The following is a 22620-nucleotide window of genomic DNA, read 5'->3' as shown; positions in this document are numbered from 1 at the left end:
CTCAAGCCTCCATCAGCGCGGCACGCACCGCCCGCGCGACCTGCCGGCTCGACTGTTGCAGCGCGCGGGGACCATCGCCACCACCCGCGTTCACCGTGATCGCCACCCGCACCTCGCGCGCGCCGCCTTGCGCCGCGACCACCTGTCCGCTGCTGGTCGGCACGAACAATTCCGGCCCGCGCTCGCCGACCCAGTAAGGCCGCGCCGGACTGACCGGGCCGCCCGTGGCCCGCCCCGGCGCCCCGCCGATCAACTGCCCCAGCAGCCCGATCAGCCCGCCGCCCCCGCCCGGTCGCACCGCCCCGACCACCGCCGCCGCCGCAATCTCGCCCAGCACCTTCAGCGCGGTATCGCGCAGGTCGTCGAAGCCCAGCTTGCCGGTACGGATCGCGCGCGCCAGCGTCGTTTCCACCGCCCGCCCCGCCCGGTCGATCCCGCCGGCGAACGGCCCGTCGAGGCTGGCCTGCATCGTCACCACATCCTGCGCGAACCCGGCGGTATCGGCGCGCACGCGCACGACCAGCCGTTCGATTTCCTCATCCATCGGGAAAACGCTCCTTCAATCGGTCGATCGTGATCCGGTCGCAGGGGTCGGGCGCATCGCCCCGCATCGCCTGGACCAGCGCCGCCAGCTCGGCCGGCGTCGCGGACCAGAAGGCGTCCGGCCCCCAGCCGAACGCCACCCCCGCCAGTCCCGCCATCCGCCGGGCAGCCTCGGCGAACGTCACCGCCCGCCCAGGATCTGCGCGATCAGCACTTTCAGCGCCGGGGTCGCCGCCGCCAGCCCGCCCGCCGTCACCCCCTCGGCAAAGGCGTCGCGCCCCATCGGCGCCGGGTCACGCAGGCAATGCCACAGCAACGCGACCAGCTCGCTGAGGCTCAGCCGCCCCGCCGCCGCCCGCTCGACCAAAGCGAACAGCGATCCCACCTCCCCCTCCGCCGCGACCAGCGCGGCGAAACTCGGCCGCAGCACCAGCGTCTCGCCGTTAACGCGAACGCTCGCCTCGCCGCGCGCCGGATTGGCGGGCGCGCTCATGCCGACACCACCGGGCCGGACGATTCCAGCGCCAGCGTGTAATTGCGCTCGCCATTATAATCGCCGGCATAGTCCAGCCGCGTGACCAGGAACCGCCCGGTCATCGTCTCCCCGCTCTCGAAGCTCAGCCGATAGTCGTCGATCACCCCCGACAGCGCATTGCCGCGCAGCCGCACCTCCGCCGCCGACCCGGTAAACACGCCCGCGCCGCTGACGCTGACCGACCGCACGCCGGCCCCCGACAGCAATTCGCGCCACCCGCCCGAATCCTTGCTGGTGATCGCCACCGCCTCGCCATTGACGCTCAGCTGCGTCGTGCGCAGCCCCGCGACCGTCGCATAGGCCACCGGCACCGCCCCGTTCCCGATCTTCAACAGGAACGCACTACCCTTCTCCGCCGCCATCGAACTTCTCGTGATTTGATGAAGCGCGCCGCCAGCCCCGGCCGTATCCCCGCGCAGGCGGGGATCCAGGGCCACAAGCGCTACCCTTCCCCCACGCGTACCCTGGCGAAGGGCCATGATTTCCATCGTCATTCCCGCGCAGGCGGGAATCCATTGCCACCGACGCTGAAGAAAGATGCGCAACCGCCGAGCGAATGGATTCCCGCCTACGCGGGAATGACGGTTGGGCCGCCCCCTAACCCCGCCAGCATCCGCACCCGAAACTCGATCGCCCCGACCCAGCCATCGCCTTCGCGCAGCACCCGGCTGCGCACGAACGACAGGCTCACCACCCGCCACCCGTTCAGCGCGGGCGGCGCCGACAGCACCGCCGTCTCCGCCGCCGCCGCCAGCCCGCGCAACCGTTCCGGCACCTCACCGCCATCGAACAGTTGTACGACCACCCGCCCCTCGCGCCCGGCGACATCCTTGGTGCCCCAGTCGGTCAGCACCGGCGTATCGACCACGACATAGGGCCGCGCAGCCCGCACCGGCGGCGCATCGAACACGCTCGCGGTCGTCAGCACGGCCCGCAGCCGCGCGACCAGCATCGCCTGCAGCAAAGTTCCCGCGATCATCGCCCCCACCCCGCCACATCGTGCAGCCGGGGATCGCTGACCGTCCGCCGTACAAGGCCCCGCCCCAACAGCACAACGCCGTCGCCGACGACCTCCGCCGCCACCCCCGGCACGCCCTCGACCGCCGCGACCACCCGCGCGCGCGCCGCGTCCGCCCGGCGCTCCCCGATCGCCTCGGCCCGCTTCAGCGCCGCGATCACCGCCGCGCCTCCGCCAGCCGCATCCGCCGCCACGGCCGCCACAGCGCCCCTACCGCCGCCGGCGGCGCCGCCGATGCCGTGCGCGCGTCGAACAGATGCGCGACCAGCAGCACGATCCCCTGCGCCACCGGCGGCGGCACCGCGTTCCACTCGCCCGCCAGCCCCGCGACGAAGCGCACCGGTCCCGCCGCCGCCATCCGCACCCATCCGGTGCCCGCCGCATCGATATCGATCGCTGCGACCGGCGGGGCGGTGATGATCGACGTCACCGGCGCGACCGGCAACGGCCGCCATTCGCTCGCCGCCGCCATCATCGCCTCGTGCGGCCGCGCGACGATCGCGCTGCCGGTATAGGCCTCGGCCAGCGCCAGCGCGCTTTCCGCCAGCCGGTCGATCACCATGTCCTCGGCGGTGCCGGTGATCCGCAGATGGTCGCGCGCCGCCACGCGCACCCCCGCGATCACCGCCGCCGGAAAGGGCGCTGTGGTCATGTGTTTCTCCTGGGTTTGCCGCCTCACGGCGGAAGGGCGGCACCGGCCCGCTCCCTGCCTTAAGGAACGGGCCGGCGCCGTCGCGTTACGCCGCGCCTACCTTCAGCAGCTTGATCGCCTCCGAATTCATCACCGCACCCCCGACGCGCTTGGTGGCGTAGAAATGGACGAACGGCTTGTTCGAATAGGGATCGCGCAGGATCTGCGTCTCGGCCCGCTCGGCGATCAGATACCCCGCCTTGAAGTTGCCGAACGCGATGGGCAGGGTGCCCGCTGCGATGTCGGGCATGTCCTCCGCCTCGACCACCGGATAGCCGAGCAGCGTGTTTGCCTGCCCCTCGGCCAGCCCCGGCGTCCACAGGAACGCGCCGTCCGCCGTCTTGAACTTGCGGATGCGCGCCGCCGTCTGCGCATTCATCACCCAGCACGCGCCCTGCCGGTAACTGCCGCGCAGGCTATGCACCAGGTCGATCAGCCGGTTCTCGGGATCGCTCCCGAAATCCGCCGCCGCGCCGGACGGCAGGTGCTGCAGCGTCCCGAACGCCCGTGCCGCATCGCCGGTCGCGGCGGTGGGATAGCTCAGGAACCCGCGCGGCCGCCCGACCCCGCTGCCCGCGACGAACGCCTGTCCCTCGGCCCGCGCGAACTCGCTGGCGATCTCGTCGGCCAGCCAGACCTCCACGTCGAACGCGGCATCGTCCAGCATCGCCTGGCTCGCCGCCGGATTGGCGTACAGCTCGCCCATCGGCGGGGCGATCTCGTTGAAGGTCGGCGTCGCCGTCTCCGGCCGCGCACCCGCCTCGCTCGCCCAGCCCGACGGCGTGGCACCGCTCGTCACCAGCTTGCGATAGCCCGCCGACCCCACGCTCACCACCTGCGCGATGGCGCGGATCGGGCTGGCGGTCTTCAGCGTCGCGCCGATCATCGCATCGATCTCGCGCGGAACGGCATAGCCGCCGCCTGCGTCGCTGGTCCCCGCCACCGCCTTCGTCTCGACCGTCAACCCTTGCCGCACGAACGCGCCGAAGCCGCCGCCCTGCACATTCGCACTCAGCATCGGCCGGCTCGCCCCTGCCGCCACACCCGAAAAGCTCCCCGCCAGCGTCTCGATCGTCATACTCGTCGTCCCCATGAAAAAAGGGGCGCCGCGTGCATAGCGACACCCCCGTTGGAAAAATTGTCGGATCGAGCGGCCGCTCACCCGTCCTCGACCGCATGGATGCGCGCCAGCACCTGCATCGGCTGCGCGACCACGCTCACCTCGATCAGCTCGGCGGCGGCGATCGTCCGCCACGCCCCCTGCCGCACGGCGCGCGCCCGGTATCCGAACGACAGCCCGTCGACCGCCCCTGCCCGCACCAGCCGCGCCGCCTCTCCGCCATCGATCCGCCCGATCACGCGCAGCCCCCGCGCATCCTCGCCCAGCCACTCGACCGTCCCGATCGGGTCGCCCCGATGCTGCCACAGCAACGGCACCGTCCCCGCCGCCACCAGCGCGCCGGGCAGCACGACATCGCCACCCCGGTCCGCCCGGCCGAAGATCGCGGCATATCCCGCGAACCTCACCGCGCCCACTCAGGCCACCCGGTCTTGACCGCGATCCCCACCAGCAGCAGCGCGAACGCCATCCGCATCACCCATGCAAAGGCCGCGCGCACCGCCGACCGCTTGGCATCGCGCCACGCCTTCAACAGCTCGCGCAGCTCCTGCACGTCGCCTGCCGCCGCCGCATCCGACAGCCCGATCCGCGCCATCGCCCGCGCAGCACCCAGCTCGCCCGCCTCCTCCGCAATCGCGCGCAGCGTCTGCAGGTCGGCGCCGTCCTCCGCCGCCTGCCCCATCAGCTGCGCCAGCAGCCCCGGTTCGCCCATGTCTTGTCTCCCGCCTGTCGCCGCGCTAGCCCCACTTGCGTGAGACCGCGCCTCCGCATCATCGCCGCCGCCTTCGCCGCGGCGCTTCTCGCCTTCACCTTCGCGCTGCCGTTCCTGAAGGGGAAACGCTGCCTCGACGCCGGCGGCACGTTCGACCGCACGACGCTGGTCTGCACGCCGGCCGAGCCACAGCACTGATCCCCATAGCCACGGGCGTCACCCCAGCGCAGGCTGGGGTCTCTCGCGGCAAGCAGACCGAACCCCACCAGGAGATCCCAGCCTTCGCTGGGATGACGCCCGTGGCGGGAATTACATCCCCACCAACCCCCGCTTCTCCTCGGGCGTCAGGAAATCCGCCCCCGCGACCCGCGCCCACAACTGGTCGCGCTCGTCGCTCAAGGCCGGGATCGCCTCGACCTCGACCTCCAGCGCGCCCGTCCCCAGCCACGCGTCGATCCCCTGCCCGATCGCGCCCAGCACCCGCCGGCCCAGCGGCACGATCGTCTGCCGCCACAGCGCCCGGTTCGCCTCGCGGTAATTGGCAAAGGTATTGTCGCCCGGCAGCCCCAGCAGCATCGGCGGCACCCCGAACGCCAGCGCGATCTCGCGCGCCGCCTGGCCTTTCAGCCCCACGAAATCCATGTCCGCCGGGGTTAGGCTCATCGCCTGCCATTTCAGGCCGCCGTCGAGCAGCATCGGCCGCCCGGCATTGGCCGCGCCCGAAAAGGCATCGTCCATCTGCGCGCGCAGCCGGTCGAACTGTTCGCCCGACAGCACGCCGCCATCGCCCGGATCATGCACCAGCGCTCCGGAAGGCCGCGCCGCATTGTCGAGCAGCGCCTTGTTCCACCGCGCCGCCTGGTTGTGGATCGCCACCGCCCCCGCCGCCACGCCGAGACACCCCAGCCCGTAATGATCGTCCAGTGGATGAAAGCCGCGCAGGTGGATCAGCCCCGGCCGCCCGCCCTCGCCCTCCGCCACGATCCGCAGCACCCGCTCGCCGACCCGATAGCGATAGGCGACCGGCCACCCGCCGGCATCCGCCTCGACCGTCACCCGCTCGGGGCGCAGCGCATACAGCTCGCCGATCCCGCCCGCGCCATCGTCGATGATCTGGACATAGGCATTGCCGTGCAGCAACAGCTGCGCGCCCACGCTCTCCAGCAGATCCTGCCCGGCCGATCGCGCCTCGACCAGCGCCACGGCTTGGCGATCGCCTTTCAGCGGCAACGACGCCAGCCCCTCCGCCACGATCCTGACCGCGCGCTGCGCGATCGGATTGCCCAGATACGCCTCGCGCAGCTGCGCCTCATAGCCTTGCGCCCAATCCCCCGCCGCCGGCCCGCTGCCTTCCCTCCACAGGGTCGCGCCACCCCGCGCCAACACCGGACGCGCCCCATCGCGCCCGGACCTGCGTCCGAACCATTTCATGCGTGTTCTCCTGCTATCGGGCCGTGCCCGGTTATGTTGTGACGGCCTTGCGACGAAGGTGGACGTACCCCCGCGAAGGCGGGGGGCCAGGGCCATGAACACCGCCGTCCGCCCCACCGTCACCCCGGACTTGATCCGGGGTCCCGCTTCTTCTTCTACGATCGAAACCGCGCGCTCGCGGAACCCCCCTCTCGACTACGGTTCTCGACAAGCTCGAACCTGCGCTCGAAGCGAACGGGAGGGGAAGAAATGGAGGCAGGTGGATGGAAGGGTAATCGCCCCCAACCCCACCCACCCCGTTCAGTTCGAGCAGCTTCGAGCCTGTCGAGAAGAGGATCGGGTGAACCATGCCCCGCATGGTTCAGGATTGTCCGGGGGACAACCGACCCGATCCTCGTCGAGAACCCAGCCGGTAAGAAAGCGAAGCCTCACAACACCCGCACCACCGCCTCCCCCTTGCTCCCCAGCATCAGCTCGAACATCGCCCACACCAGCGCATCGGCCCGATCCGGCGACCGCCCCGGCCCCTCATACCCGCCGCCGGTGACCAGCCCGCACAGTTCGTCCTCCAGCGCGGGAAACGCGCCGACATGGAACGCCCGCGCACTCGTATAGAGCGCCGCCACCGGCTCCGCCCGCGCGACCTTGCCGCGCGACGCATGGACCAGCCGCACCGGCAGAGCGGCATCCGCCGCGCGCAGCACGCTCGCGACCATCGCCCCGCCCTGGTTCGCCTCCGCCACCACCCGATCGGCACCATGCCGTGCCGCACACGCTGCGACCGCTGCTGCCCAGCCCTCGGGCGACAACCCCGAAACGCTCGCATCCTCCAGCACATAGGCGAACCCGTCCGCGCCCTTGCCGACCGCGACGATGCCGCACGCATCGCCGCCGATCCCGGCGGGTGGATCGACCCCAACCACCACGCGCACCAGCGCGGGTACCTTGTCCACCCGCCGCGCCTCGATCACCGCCCGCTCCCACAAGGCGCCCGCGACATCCTCGATCAGCTCGCCGTCCAGCTCCTGCCGCCCCAGCCGCGTGCCGGCATAGGCCCCCTCGATCTGCGCGAACCAGCTCTCCGACAGATGGCGATTGTCGCGCGACCGCCCGCCGCTGATCCGCACGCCCTCCATCGCGCGGATGCGGCGCAGCAGCGGAATGACGCGCGGCGTGGTCGTGACCAGCGTCTGCGGCCGCTCGCCCATCCGCATCCCCATCATCAGATTGTCCCACGTCGCATCGGCATTGCGCCATTTGGCCAGCTCGTCACACCACGCGACATGATGCTCCGGCCCGCGCAGTCCCTCCGGGCTTTCGGCGGCATAGACATGCGCCTCGGCCCCCGATCCGAACTCGACCACGCCGCGCGACGGACGCCATGCGACCGGCCCGTAATGCCGCCCGATCGCCAGCAGGCCGGCGGGGCCGCGCACCATCACGCTTTCGACATCGCGCCGCGTCGCCCCGACCAGCGCGATGCGCAGGTCGCGCCGCTCGGCCGCCTGCGCGCACACCCATTCCGATCCGGCGCGCGTCTTGCCGAACCCGCGCCCCGCCTGGATCAGCCACACTGTCCAATCCTGGTCGGCGATCGTCTGTCCGTCATGCGCCCATAGTTTGAACCGCGTTGCCAGCTCGCGCCGCCGATGCGGCGTGACCTTCAGCAGAAACCGTTCGAGCTGCGCGTCATTCAATTCGGCCATCGCCGCGACCAGCGGATCGACGCCGCTCATACCCGGCGCTCCTGCTTGCCGCGCATCGCCTTGATCCGGGCGATCAGCATCGCGTCGGTTTCGGCCTGCGTCGCGCGCAGTTGCGCCTCGCGACGACCGGTACCCGGCTTCACCACGGCACGATGCCGGTCGAGCAGCTTGATCGCCTGCTCGACGCTGATCGCCCCCGTCACGACCTGATCCGGATCGCCGACCGCAACCTCGTCCAGCACTGCGATCGCCTTGGCCAGCAGCATTTCTTCCAGCCGGTCATACCCGGCCAGCAACGCCATGCGCCATTGCTCGGCAAAGGCGGGATCGCGTCGCCTGAGCGCATAGACGCTGGCCTGCGACAGCCCGACCGCTTCGGTCGCCGCCCGCACGTTGCAGGTGGCGGCGACATGATCGAGAAACTGTTCACGTCGGCTCGGCGTCCATCCTTGCGCGATGCGCTGTTTCTGCACCGGGCGATTGGCGCCCGTCGCCAGCACCTCTTCCTTGCTCATGCCCACCCCCAGACGCACGTCGGGGCCGACGACGTTTCCGCCCGGCCCCGAACCCCACACTTCCCGATGTTCCTGTTTTGTGCCATAAGAGCGTTGCGCTGTCAACCCAAATGTTCCCATTTGGTTCGTTTCTCCACAGCCATGGCGGATCGCCCCCCGCATCCCCACATAGGATGCATCGTTGGCAGATGGTCCGTAGGCGCCAGCGACCGGGAGACGCACGCGCTTCCGCTTACGCTGTCGGGAGCGTCAAACCATGGACCTCAACGATCTTCTCCACCGCCATCAGGTTTCGCTGATGCGCGCCGCCCATGCCACATCGGTCGAGGCCGCCCATGCGCATGGGGGGATGGCGCGCGGCTATGAACGCCGGATCGCGGCGTTGCGCGACCTGCTCGGCGCCTCGGGCCGGATGGTGGCGGCATGACCGCCGTCGCCGATCCCGCGCCCGGCCTGGTCGACGCGCCTGCTACGACCGCTGCCGAACCGGCGCAGCGTCCCGGCGCGATGAAGTTCCGCCGCAAATACACGACCGTCCGCCTCACCCCGGAACAGGCGACCCGCCAGGGCCAGGTCGCGACCAGCGCCTTCCGCCATTTCGGCGAACGCGACGCGGCCATGGCGTTCCTCAACGCCCACGACGAAAGCCTCGGCGGCCGCCCGCTCGACCTGGCGATCGCCAGTCCAGAAGGACTGACGCTGGTCGAGGCGGCGATGGTCGCGCGGGAGAGGTAGCCCCGCGTCCCCAACCTTATTCCAAACCCGTTCAGTTCGAGCAGGTTCGAGCTTGTCGAGAACCGCCCGTCGAGAACCCACCCGCTTGGGGCACCCCCGTCTCGACTACGGTTCTCGACAAGCTCGAACCTGCGCTCGAAGCAAACGGGACGGCAGGGAAAAAGTCACAACCCCGCCAGCATCGCCTCCCACGCCGCGACTTCCCCGTCGCGCCGCCCGACGATCCTGAGCGCGCCCGCGACCCCGGTCGCCGGATCGACCTCGATCTCGCCGTCCCATTCGAACGTCGCGTTGCCGGCGATGGTCACCACGCCATCGGCATCGGCCTTTGCCCGCACCATGCCGCCACGATTGAAGACGCGCGTCTCGACACCCCAGCCGATCCGCCCCGTCCGCGCCGCCGCATGGGTCGACGCCGCCATCGCGCTGCCGCAGCTGTTGGTCAGCCCGACGCCGCGTTCATAGGTCCGCACGAACAGCGCGGGTGCATGATCCGCCTCGCGCAGCTCGACGAAGCTGACATTGGCGCGCGTCGGGATCAGCGCCGGCCCACCCTCGCACCAGTCGCCCAGCCGGACCAGCTCGCCCTCGTCCACTGCCTCCACGAACGCCACCAGATGCGGGTTGGGCATCGCCACCGCGGTGAAGCGCCGCGCGCTCGGCAGTCCGGGAATGACCGCCTCGACGAACGGTGCGTCGCCGATGGTCAACCCGACATCGCCGGGGCTAAGCGACACCGGCCCGACCTTCGTCTCGATCGTGGCGACGCCGTGCGCGATCGGCGCGACCATCCGCGCTTGCGCGACGCTGGTCTTCAACCGCACTTGGCCCTCGCTGGTGTCGGTCACCTCGAACCCCAGCCGCGCGGTACAGCGGAGGCCGTTCAGGCACGTCTCCGCCTCCGACCCATCGGGATTGAACATCCGCATCCCGAAAATATTGCTTTTATGCGAACCGGTTAGCAGCAACAGCCCGTCCCCGCCGACATCGCCCGACCGATCCGCCAGCGCCCGCGCGACCCGCGCCCACGCCGCATCGTCCAGGTCGATCGCCCGCGCATCGACCAGCGGAAAATCATTCCCCGACCCATGGCATTTCACGAAAGAAAGTTTCATTTCAAAACCCTTTCCCGCGCCCGCGCGATAAACGCGCGCTCACCCGCCACACGGGTAGCAAAGGCCGGCCGTGCCAGCATCGCGTCCAGATAGCGCGCCAGGTTCGGATACACTGCCGCATCGACCGGCGCACAGGCGTGCAGCGTACTGGCGAATGCGCTGGCGATCGCGATATCGGCCAGCGTCAGCGTGTTCCCGACCAGAAAGTCCCGATCGCCGATTTCCGCGTTCACATAGGTGAGGATCGCCGGCCACTGGTCGCGCTCCGCCGCATCCGCCGCCGCGGCATCGCCCGCACCACCCCGAAACAATGGCCCGACCACCCGGTTGAAGAGCATGGCCCTTCCTGCCGCGAACACCACCGTGTCCGCCAGCTCGTCGAACCAGATCGTCCGCCCGCGCGCCTGCGCCTCTGCCGGAATCAGCGCCGGATCGGGATGTTTCGTCTCGAGATAGGTCACGATCGCGCTCGAATCGGCCAATGAGAAATCGCCATCGACCATCGCCGGGATCTGCCCGAACGGACTGATCGCGCGGAATGCCGGCGAGGTATCGCCGGGCGCGGCCGGGACCAGGTCGAACGCGATCCCCTTTTCCTCGGCGAACACCGCGACCTTGCGGACGAACGGCGAAATGGTCGAACCAAATAGCTGTATCGACATGCGATCTCCCCCCGGCGCGCGCGAAAGGGGCGACACCGGCCGGTCGGCTGTGCCACAATCCGCTATCGTGACGATAGTCCTCCTCCTCGCCGTGATCGCGCAGACGGTCCTGCTGGTCCAGTTGCAGCGGCGTGTCGACGCGCTGGAACGGCGGGGACCGCGCCCGGTCGAGCCGGCATCGCCACCGGTGCCGGCCCCCGCGCCCGTCGCGTCCCGGCCGGCCGCCGCCGCGACTGCGCCTTCCGATGCCCCGCGAGCCGATGCCCCGCGAGAGCGACGCATTCCCCTCCCTCGCCCGACGCGCCCGGCCGCCGACTTCGAAACGCTGATCGGCAGCCGGTTGCCGGTATGGATCGGCGGGCTGGCGCTGGTGGTCGGCGGTATCTTCCTCGTCCGCCTGTCGATCGAGGCGGGATGGCTGACCCCCGCGATCCGCACCGCGCTCGCCGCCTTGTTCGCGATCGCCCTGCTGATCGGCAGCGAGGCCGCACGCCGCATCCCCGCCACCCGTGACGATCCCCGCATCGCACAGGTGCTGGCCGGCGCCGGCATCGCCTCGGCCTATGCCACGCTTTATCTCGCCGCCGCGCTCTATCACCTGATCGGCCCGGCGACCGGGTTCGCGATCATGCTGGCCGTGACCGCGCTCGGCCTGTTCCTGGCGCTGCGCCATGGCCCACCGACCGCCATCATGGCGCTGGTCGGCGGGTTCGCAGCACCCCTGGTCGCGGGCTATGACGCCGCCGGGATCGGCGCGCTGCTCGTCTATCTCGGCCTGTTCGTCGCCGCGTTGCTGGCGCTGGCGATCCTGCGGGGCTGGGCATGGCTCGCGCTGTCGGCGCTGCTCGCGGCGTTCGGCTGGGTCGCCCTGCTGATTGCCCTGGTCCCGCCGGACAGCCTTGGCGGTATTGCCGCGTTCCTGATCGCGCTTGCGATCGGCGGCAGCCTCGCGCTTCCCCGCGCCGTCATTGCCCGGCCATGGCTGCGTGCCGCGCCGCTGCTTGTCGCGCTGGTGCAGATGCTGGCGCTGGCCCCGATGCTCGACTTTTCATGGCTGGCGTGGAGCTTCTACCTCACCCTTTCCGCCGCCGCGCTGTTCCTCGCATGGCGCGACGCGACGCTGCTCCCCGCGGCCCTCGCCGCCGCGCTCCTCGTCACGATCCTCACCGGCGCGGGAATGGTACAGGACGACGGCAACGCGACCGAGGCCATGGTGCCCGTCGCGATGCTGATCTTCGCCGGGACCGGGGCCGCCCTGTCGCGGCGCGGCACCGGCTGGGCATGGCTTGCGCTGATCGGCAGCATCGGGCCGCTGCTCGTCACGCAGCTCTGCACACCGTGGATCGCCCGCCCGGTGCTGTGGCTGCTGCTCGCACTGGCCGGAGCCGCGCTGGCATGGCGGCATCGCGACAGGAGCGACCAGGGCGATGTCGGACTGGTCGGCGGGATCGCCACCGTTGCGCTCGCCATCGGCATCCTGTTCGCCATGCTCCTGCCCACGACATGGCTTGCCCTTGCCCCGTTGGCAGCCGGCGGCGTGCTGGTCGCCGCGCTGCGCTTCGACCGGCAGGCGATCGGGCGGCTGGCGATCCTGCCATGGCTGTTGCTGTTGATCGCCGCCGCCGAACCGATCGCGCAGATGCTGACCGCGCTCGGCAAGTCGCTCGGCTTCGACGTCTTCCCCTATGCCTATCTGCCGAGCGCGATCGACGCCGCCACGCTGATCCTCTTGCCTGGCATCGCGGTCCTCGGCGCGGCATGGCGCGCGCCGACCCTGTTCGGCCCGGCCCGCCGGCTGATCCTGCCGTTGCAGATCGGCCTGAGCGTGCTGGGCGGCTATGTCCTGCTGAAGCAACCCTTAGCCATCGCCACCCTGCCCGCCTTCCAGGCCAACGGGTTCATCGAACGAGCGCTGCTGACCGATCTCGCGCTGCTGATCGGTGCCGTGCTGTGGGGGCGGCATCGTCGGCTCGCCACCGCGTTCCTCACCCTCGGGCTGGCACGGCTCGCCTGGTACGACCTGCTCGGGCTCAACCCGGTCTGGATCGCGCAGGCGGTCGGGCCGCTCCCGCTGCTCAACGCCGCGACGTTGCATCTCGGCTTTGCCGCCGCGCTGATCTGGCGCCTCTCCGACCTGCCGCGCCGCAGCCTGATCGCCGCGCTGCTCACCCTCGCCGCGACGCTCGCCACCATCCGCCAGATCGCGCACGGCACGCTGCTCACGGGGCCGATCGGCCTTGCCGAAAATGGCGGCTATTCGGCGGCGATGCTCGCGCTCGCGATCCTGTGGCTGTGGCGCGGTATCGCAACGGGCAGCGCCGATCTGCGTCGCTTCGGCCTGACGCTGCTGACGCTCACCACGCTGAAGGTCTTCCTGATCGACGCCGCCGCGCTGGAAGGCGTGCTGCGCATCCTGTCGTTCATGGCGCTGGGCGGCGCGTTGATCGGCATCGGCTGGGCGTATCGGCGGTTCGTTGTCGTGGCGGCACCGGCCCCCGCCCCCACCCCGCCACCCACGCCTGTTTCCTGATTGGGTGGCGGGGCGGGGGAGGGGGCCGGTGCCGTCTTCTCTAAAAACCATAATGCGCCGCCAGCCGATCGAGCGCCAGCGTAAGCACCAGCCGCCCGGCCCGCGCCGGCCAGCCCAGCGCCTTTTCCGCCGCCGGCAGCCCTTCGTTCGCGCACACCGTCCGCCACAAGATATCCGACAGCCCCGGCCCGACCGCCGTCACCGCCGCATCGAACCGCGCCTTCGCCGCGACCTGTCCGCCCGACGGATCGCTTGGGATCCCGATACCCCCGCGCGGCGCCCCGTCCCAGCGCATCGTCACCCGCGGCCCCAGCGCCGCGCGTTCATAATCGCCGCGCAGCCGCTCGCCCGCTTCATATTGCCGCGCGTCGACCAGCGACCGCGACCGCAGCCAGTCGAGCGGCGATTCGCGCAGGTTCACCTGCACCCGCCGGCCGCCCGGCTCGTCGCGTACCTGCCCCTCGACCAGCCGCCGCTCCACCAGTTCGCGCAAACCCCGCCTCCATCGCTCGATTCGCCGGCGGGGTTGCCATGACGGCACCTTTGTAGGAAAGCGTTTGTACCGATTTGGTTTGCGCGCAAAGGACGATGCCCCATGATCACCGCCATCCGCGAAGTCCGCCGCGCGCGCGGCCTGACGTTGGAGGAGGTCGCGATCCGCTGCGTGCCGCCGACCACCGCGCAAACCATCGGCCGCCTTGAAACCGGCACCCGGACCGTGTCGGTAGGCTGGCTCAACCGCATTGCCCATGCGCTGGCGGTCGATGCCGCCGATCTGGTCCGCCTGCCCGAACGCCCCGACCTGCCCGTCGCCGCGATCCTCGACGGGTCGGGCGCGACCGCCCCGCGCCGCGCGATGAGCGTCACCCCGCCGCGCAGCGAGGGTGATCTGGTCGCGATGATCGTGCAGGCGACCACCGGCGACTATCGTGCGGGCGACATGGTGTGGTGCCGCCGCCTCGCCCCCGCCGACTATATCGCCGCGCTCCACCGCGACGTGCTGGCCCCGGCGCCGGCCGGCCGCTTCGCCTTCGGCCGGCTGCTGGCGTTCGACGGCGACATGGTATCGATCCTGCCGGCAATGCTCGGCGCCAGCCCGGTGCCCTTGCGCTGCGCGTGGATCGCGGTGGCCGAACGGCTGGTGCGCAATCTCTGATTCACACCGTACCCCCGCCCGCAAACCCCAACTTTCCCCGACGTCACCCTAAAGCGTCGTGACGCCCCCTCCTTCCCGTGTTAGCCCTCTCCCATGCCCGTCTCGGCCACCGCCTCCGCCCGCGAAATCCTGACGAACCTTCACGACGTGATGGCGTCGCGAAGTCCGGCGCAGGCGAAGCTCAATTCGGTCGTCCGCATCATCGCCGAGGCCCTCGATAGCGAGGTCTGCTCGATCTACCTGCTGCGCGAAGGGCTGCTCGAACTCTTCGCCACCGTGGGGCTGGCGCAGGAAGCGGTGCATGTCACCAAATTCGCGCCGAACGAGGGGCTGGTCGGCACGATCGTCGCCAATATCGAAACGCTGAACCTCGCCGAAGCCGCGACCCATCCCGACTTCGCCTATCGACCGGAAACGGGCGAGGACAAATATCACAGCTTTGCCGGGGTCCCGATCATCCGCCGCGAACGCGCGGTGGGGGTACTGACCGTGCAGCACGCCGATCCGCGCCGCTATGCCGATGTCGAGATCGAGGCGCTGCAGACCGTCGCGATGGTGCTGTCCGAACTGATCGCCAATGCCGACCTGATCGATGCGACCGGCGGCACCTCGATCCGGCCGCAGGCGACCGGCGCGGTGCGCGTGCCCGGCTTCAAGCTGGTCGAGGGGATGGGCGCGGGCGTCGCCGTCTTTCATCAGCCGCGCATCGTCATCGAACACACCGTGGCGGAGGATGTCGAGGCGGAGCGCCACCGCGTCTATGCCGCGTTCGACAAGATGCGCGACCAGATCGAACGCATGTCGAACCAGGCCGAATTCGGCGTCGGCGGCGAACATGACGAGGTTTTGGCGACCTACAAGATGTTCGCCTATGACGAAGGCTGGGCACGGCGGATCAACGAGGCGATCGACAGCGGCCTGACCGCCGAGGCCGCGATCGAACGCGTGCAGCAGCGCACCCGGATGCGGATGCGCGAGATCAAGGACCCGTTGCTCGCCGACCGGATGCACGACCTTGAGGACCTGTCCAACCGGTTGCTGCGCATCGTGTCGGGGCAGCTCGGCACCGCCGCGCAGCTGGGCCTCCGGCAGGACACCATCCTGATCGCGCGCAACCTGGGTCCGGCGGAACTGCTCGAATATGACCGCCGCCGCCTGAAGGGGGTGGTGCTGGAGGAAGGGTCGCTGACCGCGCATGTCGTCATCGTCGCCCGCGCGATGGGCGTGCCTGTGCTGGGCCGCGTCCGCGATGTCCGCCGCCTGATCGCGGAGGGCGACCGGCTGTTGCTGAACTCGGTCGAGGACCTGCTGGTCATCCGTCCGACCCCGGCGATGGAAGAGGCGTTCGAATCGAAGCTGGTGCTGACGCAGAAACGCCGCGCCGCCTTTGCCGCGATGAAGGGCGAGCCGCCGGTCACGAAGGACGGCCACCGCATCACGATGATGGTCAATGCCGGCCTGCGCGACGACGTGGCCGCGCTCGACCTGACCGGCGCCGACGGCATCGGGCTGTTCCGCACCGACTTCCAGTTCCTCGTGTCGGCGACCCTGCCGCAACGCGAACGCCAGCAACGGCTGTACCGCGACGTGCTGGACGTGGCCGGCGATCGCCCGGTCGTGTTCCGCACCGTCGACATTGGCGGGGACAAGGCGCTGCCCTATCTCGACCATGCCGAGGGGCATGACGAAGAGAACCCGGCAATGGGCTGGCGCGCGCTGCGCCTGGCGCTCGGCCGCGAAGGCCTGATGAAGGCGCAGGCCCGCGCCCTGATCGAAGCCGCCGACGGCCGCACCCTGAACGTCATGTTCCCCATGGTTTCAGAGCCTTGGGAGTTCGAGGAAGCGCGCGCCCTGTTCGAGGCGCAGCGCGACTGGCTGCGCGGGCGGGGCAAGCCGTTGCCGGCCGACATCCGCTATGGCGCGATGCTGGAGGTGCCGGCGCTGGCCGATGTGCTCGATTTCCTGTGGCCGCAACTCGACTTCCTGTCGATCGGCACCAACGACCTGACCCAGTTCCTGTTCGCCGCCGACCGCGCCGACCCGCGCCTGGCGATGCGCTACGACTGGCTCAGCCCCGCGATCCTGCGCTTCCTGCGCCGGGTGACGAAAGCCGCACACGATGCCGGCAAGCCGGTGGCGGTCTGCGGCGAGATGGGCGGGCGGCCCTTGGAAGCCATGGCGCTGATCGCGCTCGGCATCGACCGGCTGTCGATCACCCCTGCGGCGGTCGGCCCGGTCAAGGCGATGATCCGCTCGCTCGACCGGCAGGCGGCGATGGCGGAGATCGACCGCCTGCTCGCCACCCCCAGCCGGACGCTGCGTCCCGCGCTGGAGGACTGGGCGCGCGAGAACGGCGTAGAACTAAGCTAATCCCCCCGGAACGGGGAGGGGGACCATGCACAGCATGGTGGAGGGAGGTGCCGGCATACGGCACGGTTGCGTTGCGGGGCGATCCCCCTCCACCTCCGCTTCGCGGCGGCCCCCCTCCCCGCGAGCGGGGAGGAGCTTGCTAAAAATTCTCCCCATCCCCGATGGGAAGGGGGGCCGCTCGCGCCAGCGAGCGGTGGAGGGGCAACGCCCCGAACCCCGCCCCTTCGGTGGAACGACCCCAATTCCCCGCCATCCCCCCGCTTCCGCGTTGACAGTCGCCCTGCGCTGGCCGAAACCGCGCGTGGACCGGGGGCGGACGATCAGCGGGTTGGAAGGGTAGTGATGATGGACGGCGACAGCACCACGGGCGCGCCACGCACGGCGGGCATGATGCTGCGTTCGGCACGCGAGGCGCAGGGCCTGTCCCTGTCGGACGTCGCGCAGCGCACGCGAATTCCGCTGCGCCACCTCGAAGCGGTCGAGGACGGCAAGTTTCAGGCGCTCCCCTCGATCACCTATGCGATGGGCTTCGGCCGCGCCTATGCCCGCGCGGTCGGCGTGGACGAGACGGAGGTCGCGCGCGCCCTGCGCGCCGAACTCGCGACCAACTACCAGCGGCCCGAACCGCTGCAGGACCTCGAACCGATCGACATGCGGCGCGGTCCCTCACCCAGCGTCGTCGTCATCGCCGCCGCGATCGCGATCGTGCTGCTGCTGGGCGTCGGACTGTATTTCGGCACCTCGCTGTTCCGCAGCGACGAGCCGGTGACCGCGCCCGCCGCGACCGTCGCCGGCGATCTCGGCATGTTGCCGCCCACGCCGACGCCCGCGAACGGCAACACCGCGCCCGTCGCCCCGCCGGTTCCGGCGGGCGGGGGTCAGGTGACGCTGACCGCGACCGGCACCACCTGGGTCCGCATCTTCGACGACACCGGCACGCTGGTGAACAAGGAGATGAAGGAGGGCGACCGCTACGACGTGCCGATGACCGCGAAGAACCCGCAGATCCGCACCGGGCGCCCCGACCTGCTGACCGTCACCGTCAACGGGTCGAACGTGCCGCCGCTCGGCACCGCCGAACGCCCGATCACCGTGGGGGTCAGCGCAGAGGCCCTGCGCAACCGCGGCTCGGCCAGCCCCACGCCCACGCCGTCGCCCGCCGGTTAAGCGTGGCGACAGCTCGCCTGTCTAGTTTCCAGCGGCCCGTCCAACCTGCTCCGGGGGGAGTTTTCATGCGCCATTTCAAAGCCCTGCCGCTTCTCGCCCTGCTCGCCGCATGGCCCGCTACGGCCCAGACCACCAGCCAGATCGAACCCCGCGTCAACAAGCTGGAGCGTGAGATGCGCGCCGTGCAGCGCAAGGTCTTTCCGGGCGGCGCCCCCAACCAGGTCGAGCCGCAGATCACCGCTCCGACCCAGCCGGTCGACATTCCCGGCAGCCCGTCGAGCGGCCCGCTCGCCACGCTGACCTCGCGCGTCGATGCCCTCGAATCGCAGCAGCAGGCACTGACCGGCCAGCTCGAACAGGCCCAGTACAAGCTGCGGCAGCTCGAATCGGCCTTCGAAGCGTACAAGACCGCGACCGACGGGCGGCTGAAGACGCTGGAATCCGCCGGCGCCCCGGCCATCGCCCCCGCCACGCCCGGCGCGGTCGCTGCAGCCGGCGACACCTCGACCGACACCGGCCCGGCGCCGACGCGCGGTCCCGGCAATGGCGGCGGGACGCTGGGCGGCACCACCGTCCGCCCGCCCGTCGTCAACGCCCCTGCCACGACCAGCGACCCGGCCCGCGCGGCGCGCATCGCCGCGATCGAAAAACCGTCGTCCGGCGACGCGGCGGAAGATGGCTATCTCTACGGCTTCCGCCTGTGGAGCGCGAAACTCTACCCCGAAGCCATCGCCGCGCTGCGCCCGGTCGTCGCCAAATACCCGAAACACCGCCGCGCCAGCTATGCCCAGAACCTGATCGGCCGGTCCTATCTCGACGACGGCAAGCCTAGCCTTGCGTCCCGCGAATTCTACGACAACTACAAGAACATGCCCGACGGCGAACGCGCCGCCGACAGCCTGTTCTATCTGGCGGACGCACTGACCAAGCTGAAGAAGACCAAGGAAGCCTGCGACGTCTATGGCGAGCTGACCGACGTCTATGGCGACAAGATATCGGGTTCGATGAAGGCGGACGTGGCGAAGGGACGGACGGCGAACAAGTGCGCGGCGTGAGGGGGGGGGGGGAATTTACCTCCTCTCCGTTCGTGCTGAGTAAGGGCTGAGCGTAGTCGAAGACCTGTATCGAAGCACTTTTGGCGGTCCTTCGATACGCTGCTTCGAAAGGCTCGGCAGCTACTCAGGACTAACGGGAGTACTCATACTCTACTCCTCACCCTAACCGTTCGGTTCGAGCAGCTTCGAGCTTGTCGAGAACGCTGCGTTCGGGGCAACCCCTTCTCGACTTCGGTTCTCGACAGGCTCGAACCTGCGCTCGAAGCAAACGGGGGAGGAAATAGGGGAACCGAACCGATGCCGGCATCCAATCTGACCCTACCCCCCGAAACCCTCACCCGCTTCACCCGCGACCTTACCGCACTCGCCCCCGCACCGACCCCCGATCGTCCGCTGGCGATCGCTGTCTCCGGCGGTCCCGACTCGATGGCACTGCTGGCGCTCGCCGCCGCCGCCTTCCCCGGCAACGTGATCGCTGCCACCGTCGACCATCGCCTGCGCGCGGCATCGGTGGACGAGGCCCTGATGGTCGCCGACTGGTGCCACACCCACGCCATCCGCCACGCGACGTTATGGCCCGAAAAGCCACCCGCCGGCGCCAGCATCCAGGCGCAGGCACGCCATGCCCGGTACGCCCTGCTCGCCGACTGGGCACTGGCCGCCGACTCATCCGCCCTTGCCACCGCGCACCATGCCGACGACCAGGCCGAAACCTTCCTGATGCGCGCCGCCCGCGCGTCCGGCCCGGCGGGCCTTGCCGGCATCCGGCCGCGCTGGGAGTTTTTTGCCGATCGATGGGCAGTCGCGACACTCTCAAAGGAACCGTACCCCCGCGCAGGCGGGGGTCTAGGGCAACAGGACGCGACCGTAGCGACAGGCGACCCTGGCTCCCCGCCTGCGCGGGGACACGGCGCCCGCATGGCGCAAAGCCTCCCCATCATCCGCCCGCTCCTTACCTGGCGCCGCGCCGACCTCCGCACGCTCGCCGCCGACCTGCCGTTCGTCGACGACCCGTCCAATAGCGACCCGCGCCACGATCGGACCCACGCTCGCGCGCTGCTGGCCGCCGGGCAGATCGACCCGCTCGCCCTCGCCGCCAGCGCCGCGCATTGCCGCGAGGTCGACGCTGCGTTCGCCGAAACGATCGACTGGCTATGGCGCACCCGCCGCCTCGACGCCGAAGCCGGCGAACACCGCATCGACGTGACCGACCTGCCGCGCGAACTGCGCCGCCGACTCGCCCGTTGCGCGATCGGCGACGTCCGCCTCGCCGACGGCATCACCGAAGGCCCCTTCTCCGGCGCCACCAACATCGAATCGCTGCTGGACGCGCTCGAGTCGGGCAAAAAAGCCACGCAAGCCGGTGTTCTGGCATCGGCAAGGGCCGGAATCTGGCACTTCCGCCCCGCTCCACCGCGCCGATCAGACTGATCGACGTTGTTCCATTGCCATTAACCTCGCCAAGCCTATCTTAGGTGGACTGAGAGGTAGCACGTCCGCATGAACGACAACGACAAGCAGAACGGTCCCGAGAATAACGGCGGCAATCCCTGGATGAAGAGCCTGTTGATCTGGGTCGGCATCCTGGTGTCGCTGGCGATCTTCGTCCAGCTGTTCAATGGCCCGTCGACCCAGACGCAGGGACAGGTGATCCCCTACTCGACCTTCCTGAACAAGGTCGATGAAGGATCGGTCCGCGATGTCTCTATCGCGCCGAACACGATCACCGGCACCTACACCAACGACGACAAGTTTCGTACGAACGCGCTGAACGATCCGCAGTTGATCGAACGGCTGCGCACCAAGAACGTCGTCATGAATGCGCGGCCTGAGGAAGGGCCGAACATCTGGATGGCGATCCTCGTCCAGTCGCTGCCGTTCCTGTTGTTCCTCGGCATCGCCTTCTTCGTGCTGCGCCAGATGCAGAAGGGCGGCGGCGGCGGTGGTGCGATGGGCTTCGGCAAGTCGCGCGCGCGGATGCTGACGCAGAAGGAAGGCAAGGTCACCTTCGACGATGTCGCGGGCATCGACGAAGCGCGCGCCGAGCTGACCGAGATCGTTGACTTCCTCAAGGACCCGACCAAGTTCGCGCGGCTGGGCGGCAAGATTCCGAAGGGCGCGCTGCTGGTTGGTTCGCCCGGCACCGGCAAGACTTTGCTCGCCCGCGCGATCGCGGGGGAAGCCGGCGTGCCGTTCTTCACCATTTCGGGGTCGGACTTCGTCGAGATGTTCGTCGGCGTCGGCGCCAGCCGCGTGCGCGACATGTTCGAACAGGCCAAGAAGTCGGCGCCGTGCATCGTCTTCATCGACGAAATCGACGCGGTCGGCCGTCATCGTGGCGCGGGCCTCGGCAATGGCAATGACGAACGCGAGCAGACGCTGAACCAGCTGCTGGTCGAAATGGACGGCTTCGAGGCGAACGAGGGCATCATCATCGTCGCGGCGACCAACCGTCCCGACGTGCTCGACCCCGCGCTGCTGCGTCCGGGCCGGTTCGACCGTCAGGTCGTGGTGCCGCGCCCCGATATCGAGGGCCGGATTAAGATCCTGCAGGTCCATATGAAGAAGGTGCCGCTGGCGCCCGACGTCGATGCCCGCGTCATCGCGCGCGGCACGCCGGGCTTCTCGGGTGCCGACCTCGCCAACCTCGTAAACGAAGCGGCGCTCACCGCCGCGCGCAAGGGCAAGCGCCTCGTCGCGAACCAGGAGTTCGAGGAGGCGAAGGACAAGGTGATGATGGGTGCCGAGCGGCGCTCGATGGTGATGACCGACGATGAAAAGCGGATGACCGCCTATCACGAGGCCGGCCACGCCATCGTCTCGCTCCACGAACCGGCATCGGACCCGATCCACAAGGCGACGATCATCCCGCGCGGCCGGGCGCTGGGGATGGTGATGCGTTTGCCGGAACGGGATTCGTACAGCTATCACCGCGACAAGATGTACGCGAACCTGTCGGTCGCGATGGGTGGCCGCATCGCCGAGGAGATCATCTTCGGCTATGACAAGGTGTCGTCGGGCGCCTCGGGCGACATCCAGCAGGCGACGTCGCTCGCCCGCGACATGGTCACCCGCTGGGGCATGTCCGATGCGGTCGGCCCGGTCGAATATGGCGAGCCGCAGGGCGAAAGCTTCCTCGGCTATTCGTCCTCGGCTCCGGCACGCATGTCGAACAAGACCGCCGAGCTGATCGACAGCGAGATCAAGCGCATCGTCGAGGGCGGGTTGGAACGTGCGCGCCAGCTCCTGACCGATCATGTCGACCAGCTACACACGCTGGCCGGCGCGCTGCTCGAATATGAAACCCTGTCGGGCGACGAGATCAAGCGCCTGATCGCGGGCGAGGATATCGGCCGCGACGAAGGCACGCCGTCGACCCCGCTGGCCGCCGCCGGCACGTCGATCCCGAAGACCCGCCGCCCGCGCGGCCCCTTCGGATCGCCGACGCCGCAGGGCGCATAACCCTGTTCCCGGTGGTGGAGCAGTCGCTCCGCTACCGGACTTCACGCCGCGCGCGAAAACGCGACGAGTGTGAACTTAGTGAACTTTGGGCCGATAT

At 69.8% G+C, this 22620-nt stretch carries 26 protein-coding genes; 10 read left to right on the top strand and 16 right to left on the bottom strand.

Features of this window, described 5'->3' with window-relative positions; genetic code table 11:
* Nucleotide 1 precedes the first annotated feature (1 nt).
* The 10 genes from QZ755_RS06775 to QZ755_RS06730 all read right to left on the bottom strand — a co-directional run bounded on the left by QZ755_RS06775 (nucleotide 2) and on the right by QZ755_RS06730 (nucleotide 4619).
* Entirely contained in the window at nucleotides 2–544 is a 543-nt protein-coding gene (locus tag QZ755_RS06775; RefSeq protein ID WP_294321082.1) for a tail tape measure protein, read from the bottom strand.
* Nucleotides 537–728, bottom strand: coding sequence for a phage tail assembly chaperone (locus QZ755_RS06770; protein ID WP_294321080.1), 192 nt, complete (start codon nucleotides 726–728; stop codon nucleotides 537–539). Before QZ755_RS06770 ends, QZ755_RS06775 begins: the two co-directional genes overlap by 8 nt.
* The gene (locus tag QZ755_RS06765) at nucleotides 725–1036 is read right to left on the bottom strand and encodes a gene transfer agent family protein (protein WP_294321077.1); all 312 of its coding nucleotides are present in this window, start codon (nucleotides 1034–1036) and stop codon (nucleotides 725–727) included. Before QZ755_RS06765 ends, QZ755_RS06770 begins: the two co-directional genes overlap by 4 nt.
* On the bottom strand, nucleotides 1033–1440 hold the full coding sequence (locus QZ755_RS06760) for a phage major tail protein, TP901-1 family (RefSeq protein ID WP_055788005.1): 408 nt from the start codon (nucleotides 1438–1440) through the stop codon (nucleotides 1033–1035). Before QZ755_RS06760 ends, QZ755_RS06765 begins: the two co-directional genes overlap by 4 nt.
* Nucleotides 1441–1646: 206 nt before the next feature.
* A complete protein-coding gene (locus QZ755_RS06755) occupies nucleotides 1647–2057 on the bottom strand; it encodes a DUF3168 domain-containing protein (RefSeq protein WP_294321068.1) in 411 nt (136 codons plus the stop codon).
* Nucleotides 2054–2257, bottom strand: a complete 204-nt coding sequence (locus tag QZ755_RS06750) for a hypothetical protein (protein ID WP_294321066.1) — start codon at nucleotides 2255–2257, stop codon at nucleotides 2054–2056. Before QZ755_RS06750 ends, QZ755_RS06755 begins: the two co-directional genes overlap by 4 nt.
* Nucleotides 2254–2748 (bottom strand): hypothetical protein, encoded by a 495-nt coding sequence (locus tag QZ755_RS06745; protein WP_294321063.1) that lies wholly within the window; start codon nucleotides 2746–2748, stop codon nucleotides 2254–2256. The genes QZ755_RS06750 and QZ755_RS06745 overlap by 4 nt, the downstream gene beginning before the upstream one ends.
* 85 nt (nucleotides 2749–2833) lie before the next feature.
* A complete protein-coding gene (locus QZ755_RS06740) occupies nucleotides 2834–3805 on the bottom strand; it encodes a phage major capsid protein (RefSeq protein ID WP_294321096.1) in 972 nt (323 codons plus the stop codon).
* 140 nt (nucleotides 3806–3945) lie between these two features.
* A complete protein-coding gene (locus QZ755_RS06735) occupies nucleotides 3946–4314 on the bottom strand; it encodes an HK97 family phage prohead protease (protein WP_294321060.1) in 369 nt (122 codons plus the stop codon).
* On the bottom strand, nucleotides 4311–4619 hold the full coding sequence (locus QZ755_RS06730) for a DUF6127 family protein (protein ID WP_294321058.1): 309 nt from the start codon (nucleotides 4617–4619) through the stop codon (nucleotides 4311–4313). The genes QZ755_RS06735 and QZ755_RS06730 overlap by 4 nt, the downstream gene beginning before the upstream one ends.
* Before the next feature lie 39 nt (nucleotides 4620–4658).
* Between QZ755_RS06730 and QZ755_RS06725 the strand changes: the two genes are divergently transcribed.
* Nucleotides 4659–4817 carry a hypothetical protein gene (locus QZ755_RS06725; RefSeq protein ID WP_294321055.1) on the top strand — a complete coding sequence of 53 codons (159 nt, stop codon included), beginning with the start codon at nucleotides 4659–4661 and terminating at the stop codon, nucleotides 4815–4817.
* A gap of 111 nt (nucleotides 4818–4928) precedes the next feature.
* Here QZ755_RS06725 and QZ755_RS06720 read toward each other — a convergent pair whose 3' ends face one another.
* The 3 genes from QZ755_RS06720 to QZ755_RS06710 form a co-directional block, all read right to left on the bottom strand.
* Nucleotides 4929–6050, bottom strand: coding sequence for a phage portal protein (locus QZ755_RS06720; RefSeq protein WP_294321053.1), 1122 nt, complete (start codon nucleotides 6048–6050; stop codon nucleotides 4929–4931).
* Nucleotides 6051–6478: 428 nt separating this feature from the next.
* Nucleotides 6479–7786 carry a terminase family protein gene (locus tag QZ755_RS06715; protein ID WP_294321051.1) on the bottom strand — a complete coding sequence of 436 codons (1308 nt, stop codon included), beginning with the start codon at nucleotides 7784–7786 and terminating at the stop codon, nucleotides 6479–6481.
* Entirely contained in the window at nucleotides 7783–8271 is a 489-nt protein-coding gene (locus QZ755_RS06710) for a hypothetical protein (RefSeq protein ID WP_294321048.1), read from the bottom strand. Before QZ755_RS06710 ends, QZ755_RS06715 begins: the two co-directional genes overlap by 4 nt.
* Nucleotides 8272–8527: 256 nt before the next feature.
* Between QZ755_RS06710 and QZ755_RS06705 the strand changes: the two genes are divergently transcribed.
* Entirely contained in the window at nucleotides 8528–8698 is a 171-nt protein-coding gene (locus QZ755_RS06705) for a hypothetical protein (RefSeq protein ID WP_294321046.1), read from the top strand.
* Nucleotides 8695–9006, top strand: a complete 312-nt coding sequence (locus QZ755_RS06700) for a hypothetical protein (RefSeq protein ID WP_294321044.1) — start codon at nucleotides 8695–8697, stop codon at nucleotides 9004–9006. The genes QZ755_RS06705 and QZ755_RS06700 overlap by 4 nt, the downstream gene beginning before the upstream one ends.
* Nucleotides 9007–9170: 164 nt before the next feature.
* Here QZ755_RS06700 and dapF read toward each other — a convergent pair whose 3' ends face one another.
* Together dapF and QZ755_RS06690 are read right to left on the bottom strand one after the other, a co-directional pair.
* Nucleotides 9171–10121 carry a diaminopimelate epimerase gene (dapF, locus tag QZ755_RS06695; protein ID WP_294321042.1) on the bottom strand — a complete coding sequence of 317 codons (951 nt, stop codon included), beginning with the start codon at nucleotides 10119–10121 and terminating at the stop codon, nucleotides 9171–9173.
* Nucleotides 10118–10783, bottom strand: coding sequence for a glutathione S-transferase family protein (locus tag QZ755_RS06690; RefSeq protein WP_294321039.1), 666 nt, complete (start codon nucleotides 10781–10783; stop codon nucleotides 10118–10120). Before QZ755_RS06690 ends, dapF begins: the two co-directional genes overlap by 4 nt.
* A 67-nt stretch (nucleotides 10784–10850) precedes the next feature.
* Between QZ755_RS06690 and QZ755_RS06685 the strand changes: the two genes are divergently transcribed.
* Nucleotides 10851–13313 (top strand): DUF2339 domain-containing protein, encoded by a 2463-nt coding sequence (locus tag QZ755_RS06685; RefSeq protein ID WP_294321035.1) that lies wholly within the window; start codon nucleotides 10851–10853, stop codon nucleotides 13311–13313.
* Nucleotides 13314–13353: 40 nt separating this feature from the next.
* On the opposite strand, the gene QZ755_RS06680 is transcribed toward QZ755_RS06685, so the two are convergent.
* Nucleotides 13354–13806, bottom strand: coding sequence for a DUF6456 domain-containing protein (locus QZ755_RS06680; RefSeq protein WP_294321032.1), 453 nt, complete (start codon nucleotides 13804–13806; stop codon nucleotides 13354–13356).
* Nucleotides 13807–13908: 102 nt separating this feature from the next.
* Between QZ755_RS06680 and QZ755_RS06675 the strand changes: the two genes are divergently transcribed.
* The 6 genes from QZ755_RS06675 to ftsH all read left to right on the top strand — a co-directional run bounded on the left by QZ755_RS06675 (nucleotide 13909) and on the right by ftsH (nucleotide 22523).
* Nucleotides 13909–14469, top strand: a complete 561-nt coding sequence (locus tag QZ755_RS06675; RefSeq protein ID WP_294321029.1) for a helix-turn-helix transcriptional regulator — start codon at nucleotides 13909–13911, stop codon at nucleotides 14467–14469.
* A gap of 93 nt (nucleotides 14470–14562) precedes the next feature.
* Nucleotides 14563–16839: a phosphoenolpyruvate--protein phosphotransferase gene (gene ptsP / locus QZ755_RS06670; protein WP_294321025.1), complete on the top strand. Its 2277-nt coding sequence runs from the start codon at nucleotides 14563–14565 to the stop codon at nucleotides 16837–16839.
* Nucleotides 16840–17181: 342 nt separating this feature from the next.
* Nucleotides 17182–18006, top strand: coding sequence for a helix-turn-helix domain-containing protein (locus tag QZ755_RS06665; protein ID WP_294321020.1), 825 nt, complete (start codon nucleotides 17182–17184; stop codon nucleotides 18004–18006).
* Between the two features lie 65 nt (nucleotides 18007–18071).
* Nucleotides 18072–19061, top strand: a complete 990-nt coding sequence (locus tag QZ755_RS06660; RefSeq protein WP_294321018.1) for a hypothetical protein — start codon at nucleotides 18072–18074, stop codon at nucleotides 19059–19061.
* Between the two features lie 297 nt (nucleotides 19062–19358).
* The gene (tilS, locus tag QZ755_RS06655) at nucleotides 19359–20492 is read left to right on the top strand and encodes a tRNA lysidine(34) synthetase TilS (RefSeq protein WP_294321015.1); all 1134 of its coding nucleotides are present in this window, start codon (nucleotides 19359–19361) and stop codon (nucleotides 20490–20492) included.
* Nucleotides 20493–20561: 69 nt separating this feature from the next.
* The gene (ftsH, locus tag QZ755_RS06650) at nucleotides 20562–22523 is read left to right on the top strand and encodes an ATP-dependent zinc metalloprotease FtsH (RefSeq protein ID WP_294321013.1); all 1962 of its coding nucleotides are present in this window, start codon (nucleotides 20562–20564) and stop codon (nucleotides 22521–22523) included.
* Nucleotides 22524–22620: the final 97 nt, after the last annotated feature.

The organism is uncultured Sphingomonas sp., assembly GCF_913776855.1.
In the GTDB taxonomy this organism is placed as follows: domain Bacteria; phylum Pseudomonadota; class Alphaproteobacteria; order Sphingomonadales; family Sphingomonadaceae; genus Sphingomonas.
This window is presented reverse-complemented; position numbering and strand designations above follow the sequence as displayed.

Bases quoted from the DNA above. Each gene is read 5' to 3' on its own strand.
- QZ755_RS06775 (WP_294321082.1), bottom strand. From the start codon at position 544: ATGGATGAGGAAATCGAACGGCTGGTCGTGCGCGTGCGCGCCGATACC.
- QZ755_RS06765 (WP_294321077.1), bottom strand. From the start codon at position 1,036: ATGAGCGCGCCCGCCAATCCGGCGCGCGGCGAGGCGAGCGTTCGCGTT.
- QZ755_RS06760 (WP_055788005.1), bottom strand. From the start codon at position 1,440: ATGGCGGCGGAGAAGGGTAGTGCGTTCCTGTTGAAGATCGGGAACGGG.
- QZ755_RS06755 (WP_294321068.1), bottom strand. From the start codon at position 2,057: ATGATCGCGGGAACTTTGCTGCAGGCGATGCTGGTCGCGCGGCTGCGG.
- QZ755_RS06745 (WP_294321063.1), bottom strand. From the start codon at position 2,748: ATGACCACAGCGCCCTTTCCGGCGGCGGTGATCGCGGGGGTGCGCGTG.
- QZ755_RS06740 (WP_294321096.1), bottom strand. From the start codon at position 3,805: ATGCTGAGTGCGAATGTGCAGGGCGGCGGCTTCGGCGCGTTCGTGCGG.
- QZ755_RS06730 (WP_294321058.1), bottom strand. From the start codon at position 4,619: ATGGGCGAACCGGGGCTGCTGGCGCAGCTGATGGGGCAGGCGGCGGAG.
- QZ755_RS06720 (WP_294321053.1), bottom strand. From the start codon at position 6,050: ATGAAATGGTTCGGACGCAGGTCCGGGCGCGATGGGGCGCGTCCGGTG.
- QZ755_RS06715 (WP_294321051.1), bottom strand. From the start codon at position 7,786: ATGAGCGGCGTCGATCCGCTGGTCGCGGCGATGGCCGAATTGAATGAC.
- QZ755_RS06710 (WP_294321048.1), bottom strand. From the start codon at position 8,271: ATGAGCAAGGAAGAGGTGCTGGCGACGGGCGCCAATCGCCCGGTGCAG.
- QZ755_RS06705 (WP_294321046.1), top strand. From the start codon at position 8,528: ATGGACCTCAACGATCTTCTCCACCGCCATCAGGTTTCGCTGATGCGC.
- QZ755_RS06700 (WP_294321044.1), top strand. From the start codon at position 8,695: ATGACCGCCGTCGCCGATCCCGCGCCCGGCCTGGTCGACGCGCCTGCT.
- dapF (WP_294321042.1), bottom strand. From the start codon at position 10,121: ATGAAACTTTCTTTCGTGAAATGCCATGGGTCGGGGAATGATTTTCCG.
- QZ755_RS06690 (WP_294321039.1), bottom strand. From the start codon at position 10,783: ATGTCGATACAGCTATTTGGTTCGACCATTTCGCCGTTCGTCCGCAAG.
- QZ755_RS06675 (WP_294321029.1), top strand. From the start codon at position 13,909: ATGATCACCGCCATCCGCGAAGTCCGCCGCGCGCGCGGCCTGACGTTG.
- ptsP (WP_294321025.1), top strand. From the start codon at position 14,563: ATGCCCGTCTCGGCCACCGCCTCCGCCCGCGAAATCCTGACGAACCTT.
- QZ755_RS06665 (WP_294321020.1), top strand. From the start codon at position 17,182: ATGATGGACGGCGACAGCACCACGGGCGCGCCACGCACGGCGGGCATG.
- QZ755_RS06660 (WP_294321018.1), top strand. From the start codon at position 18,072: ATGCGCCATTTCAAAGCCCTGCCGCTTCTCGCCCTGCTCGCCGCATGG.
- tilS (WP_294321015.1), top strand. From the start codon at position 19,359: ATGCCGGCATCCAATCTGACCCTACCCCCCGAAACCCTCACCCGCTTC.
- ftsH (WP_294321013.1), top strand. From the start codon at position 20,562: ATGAACGACAACGACAAGCAGAACGGTCCCGAGAATAACGGCGGCAAT.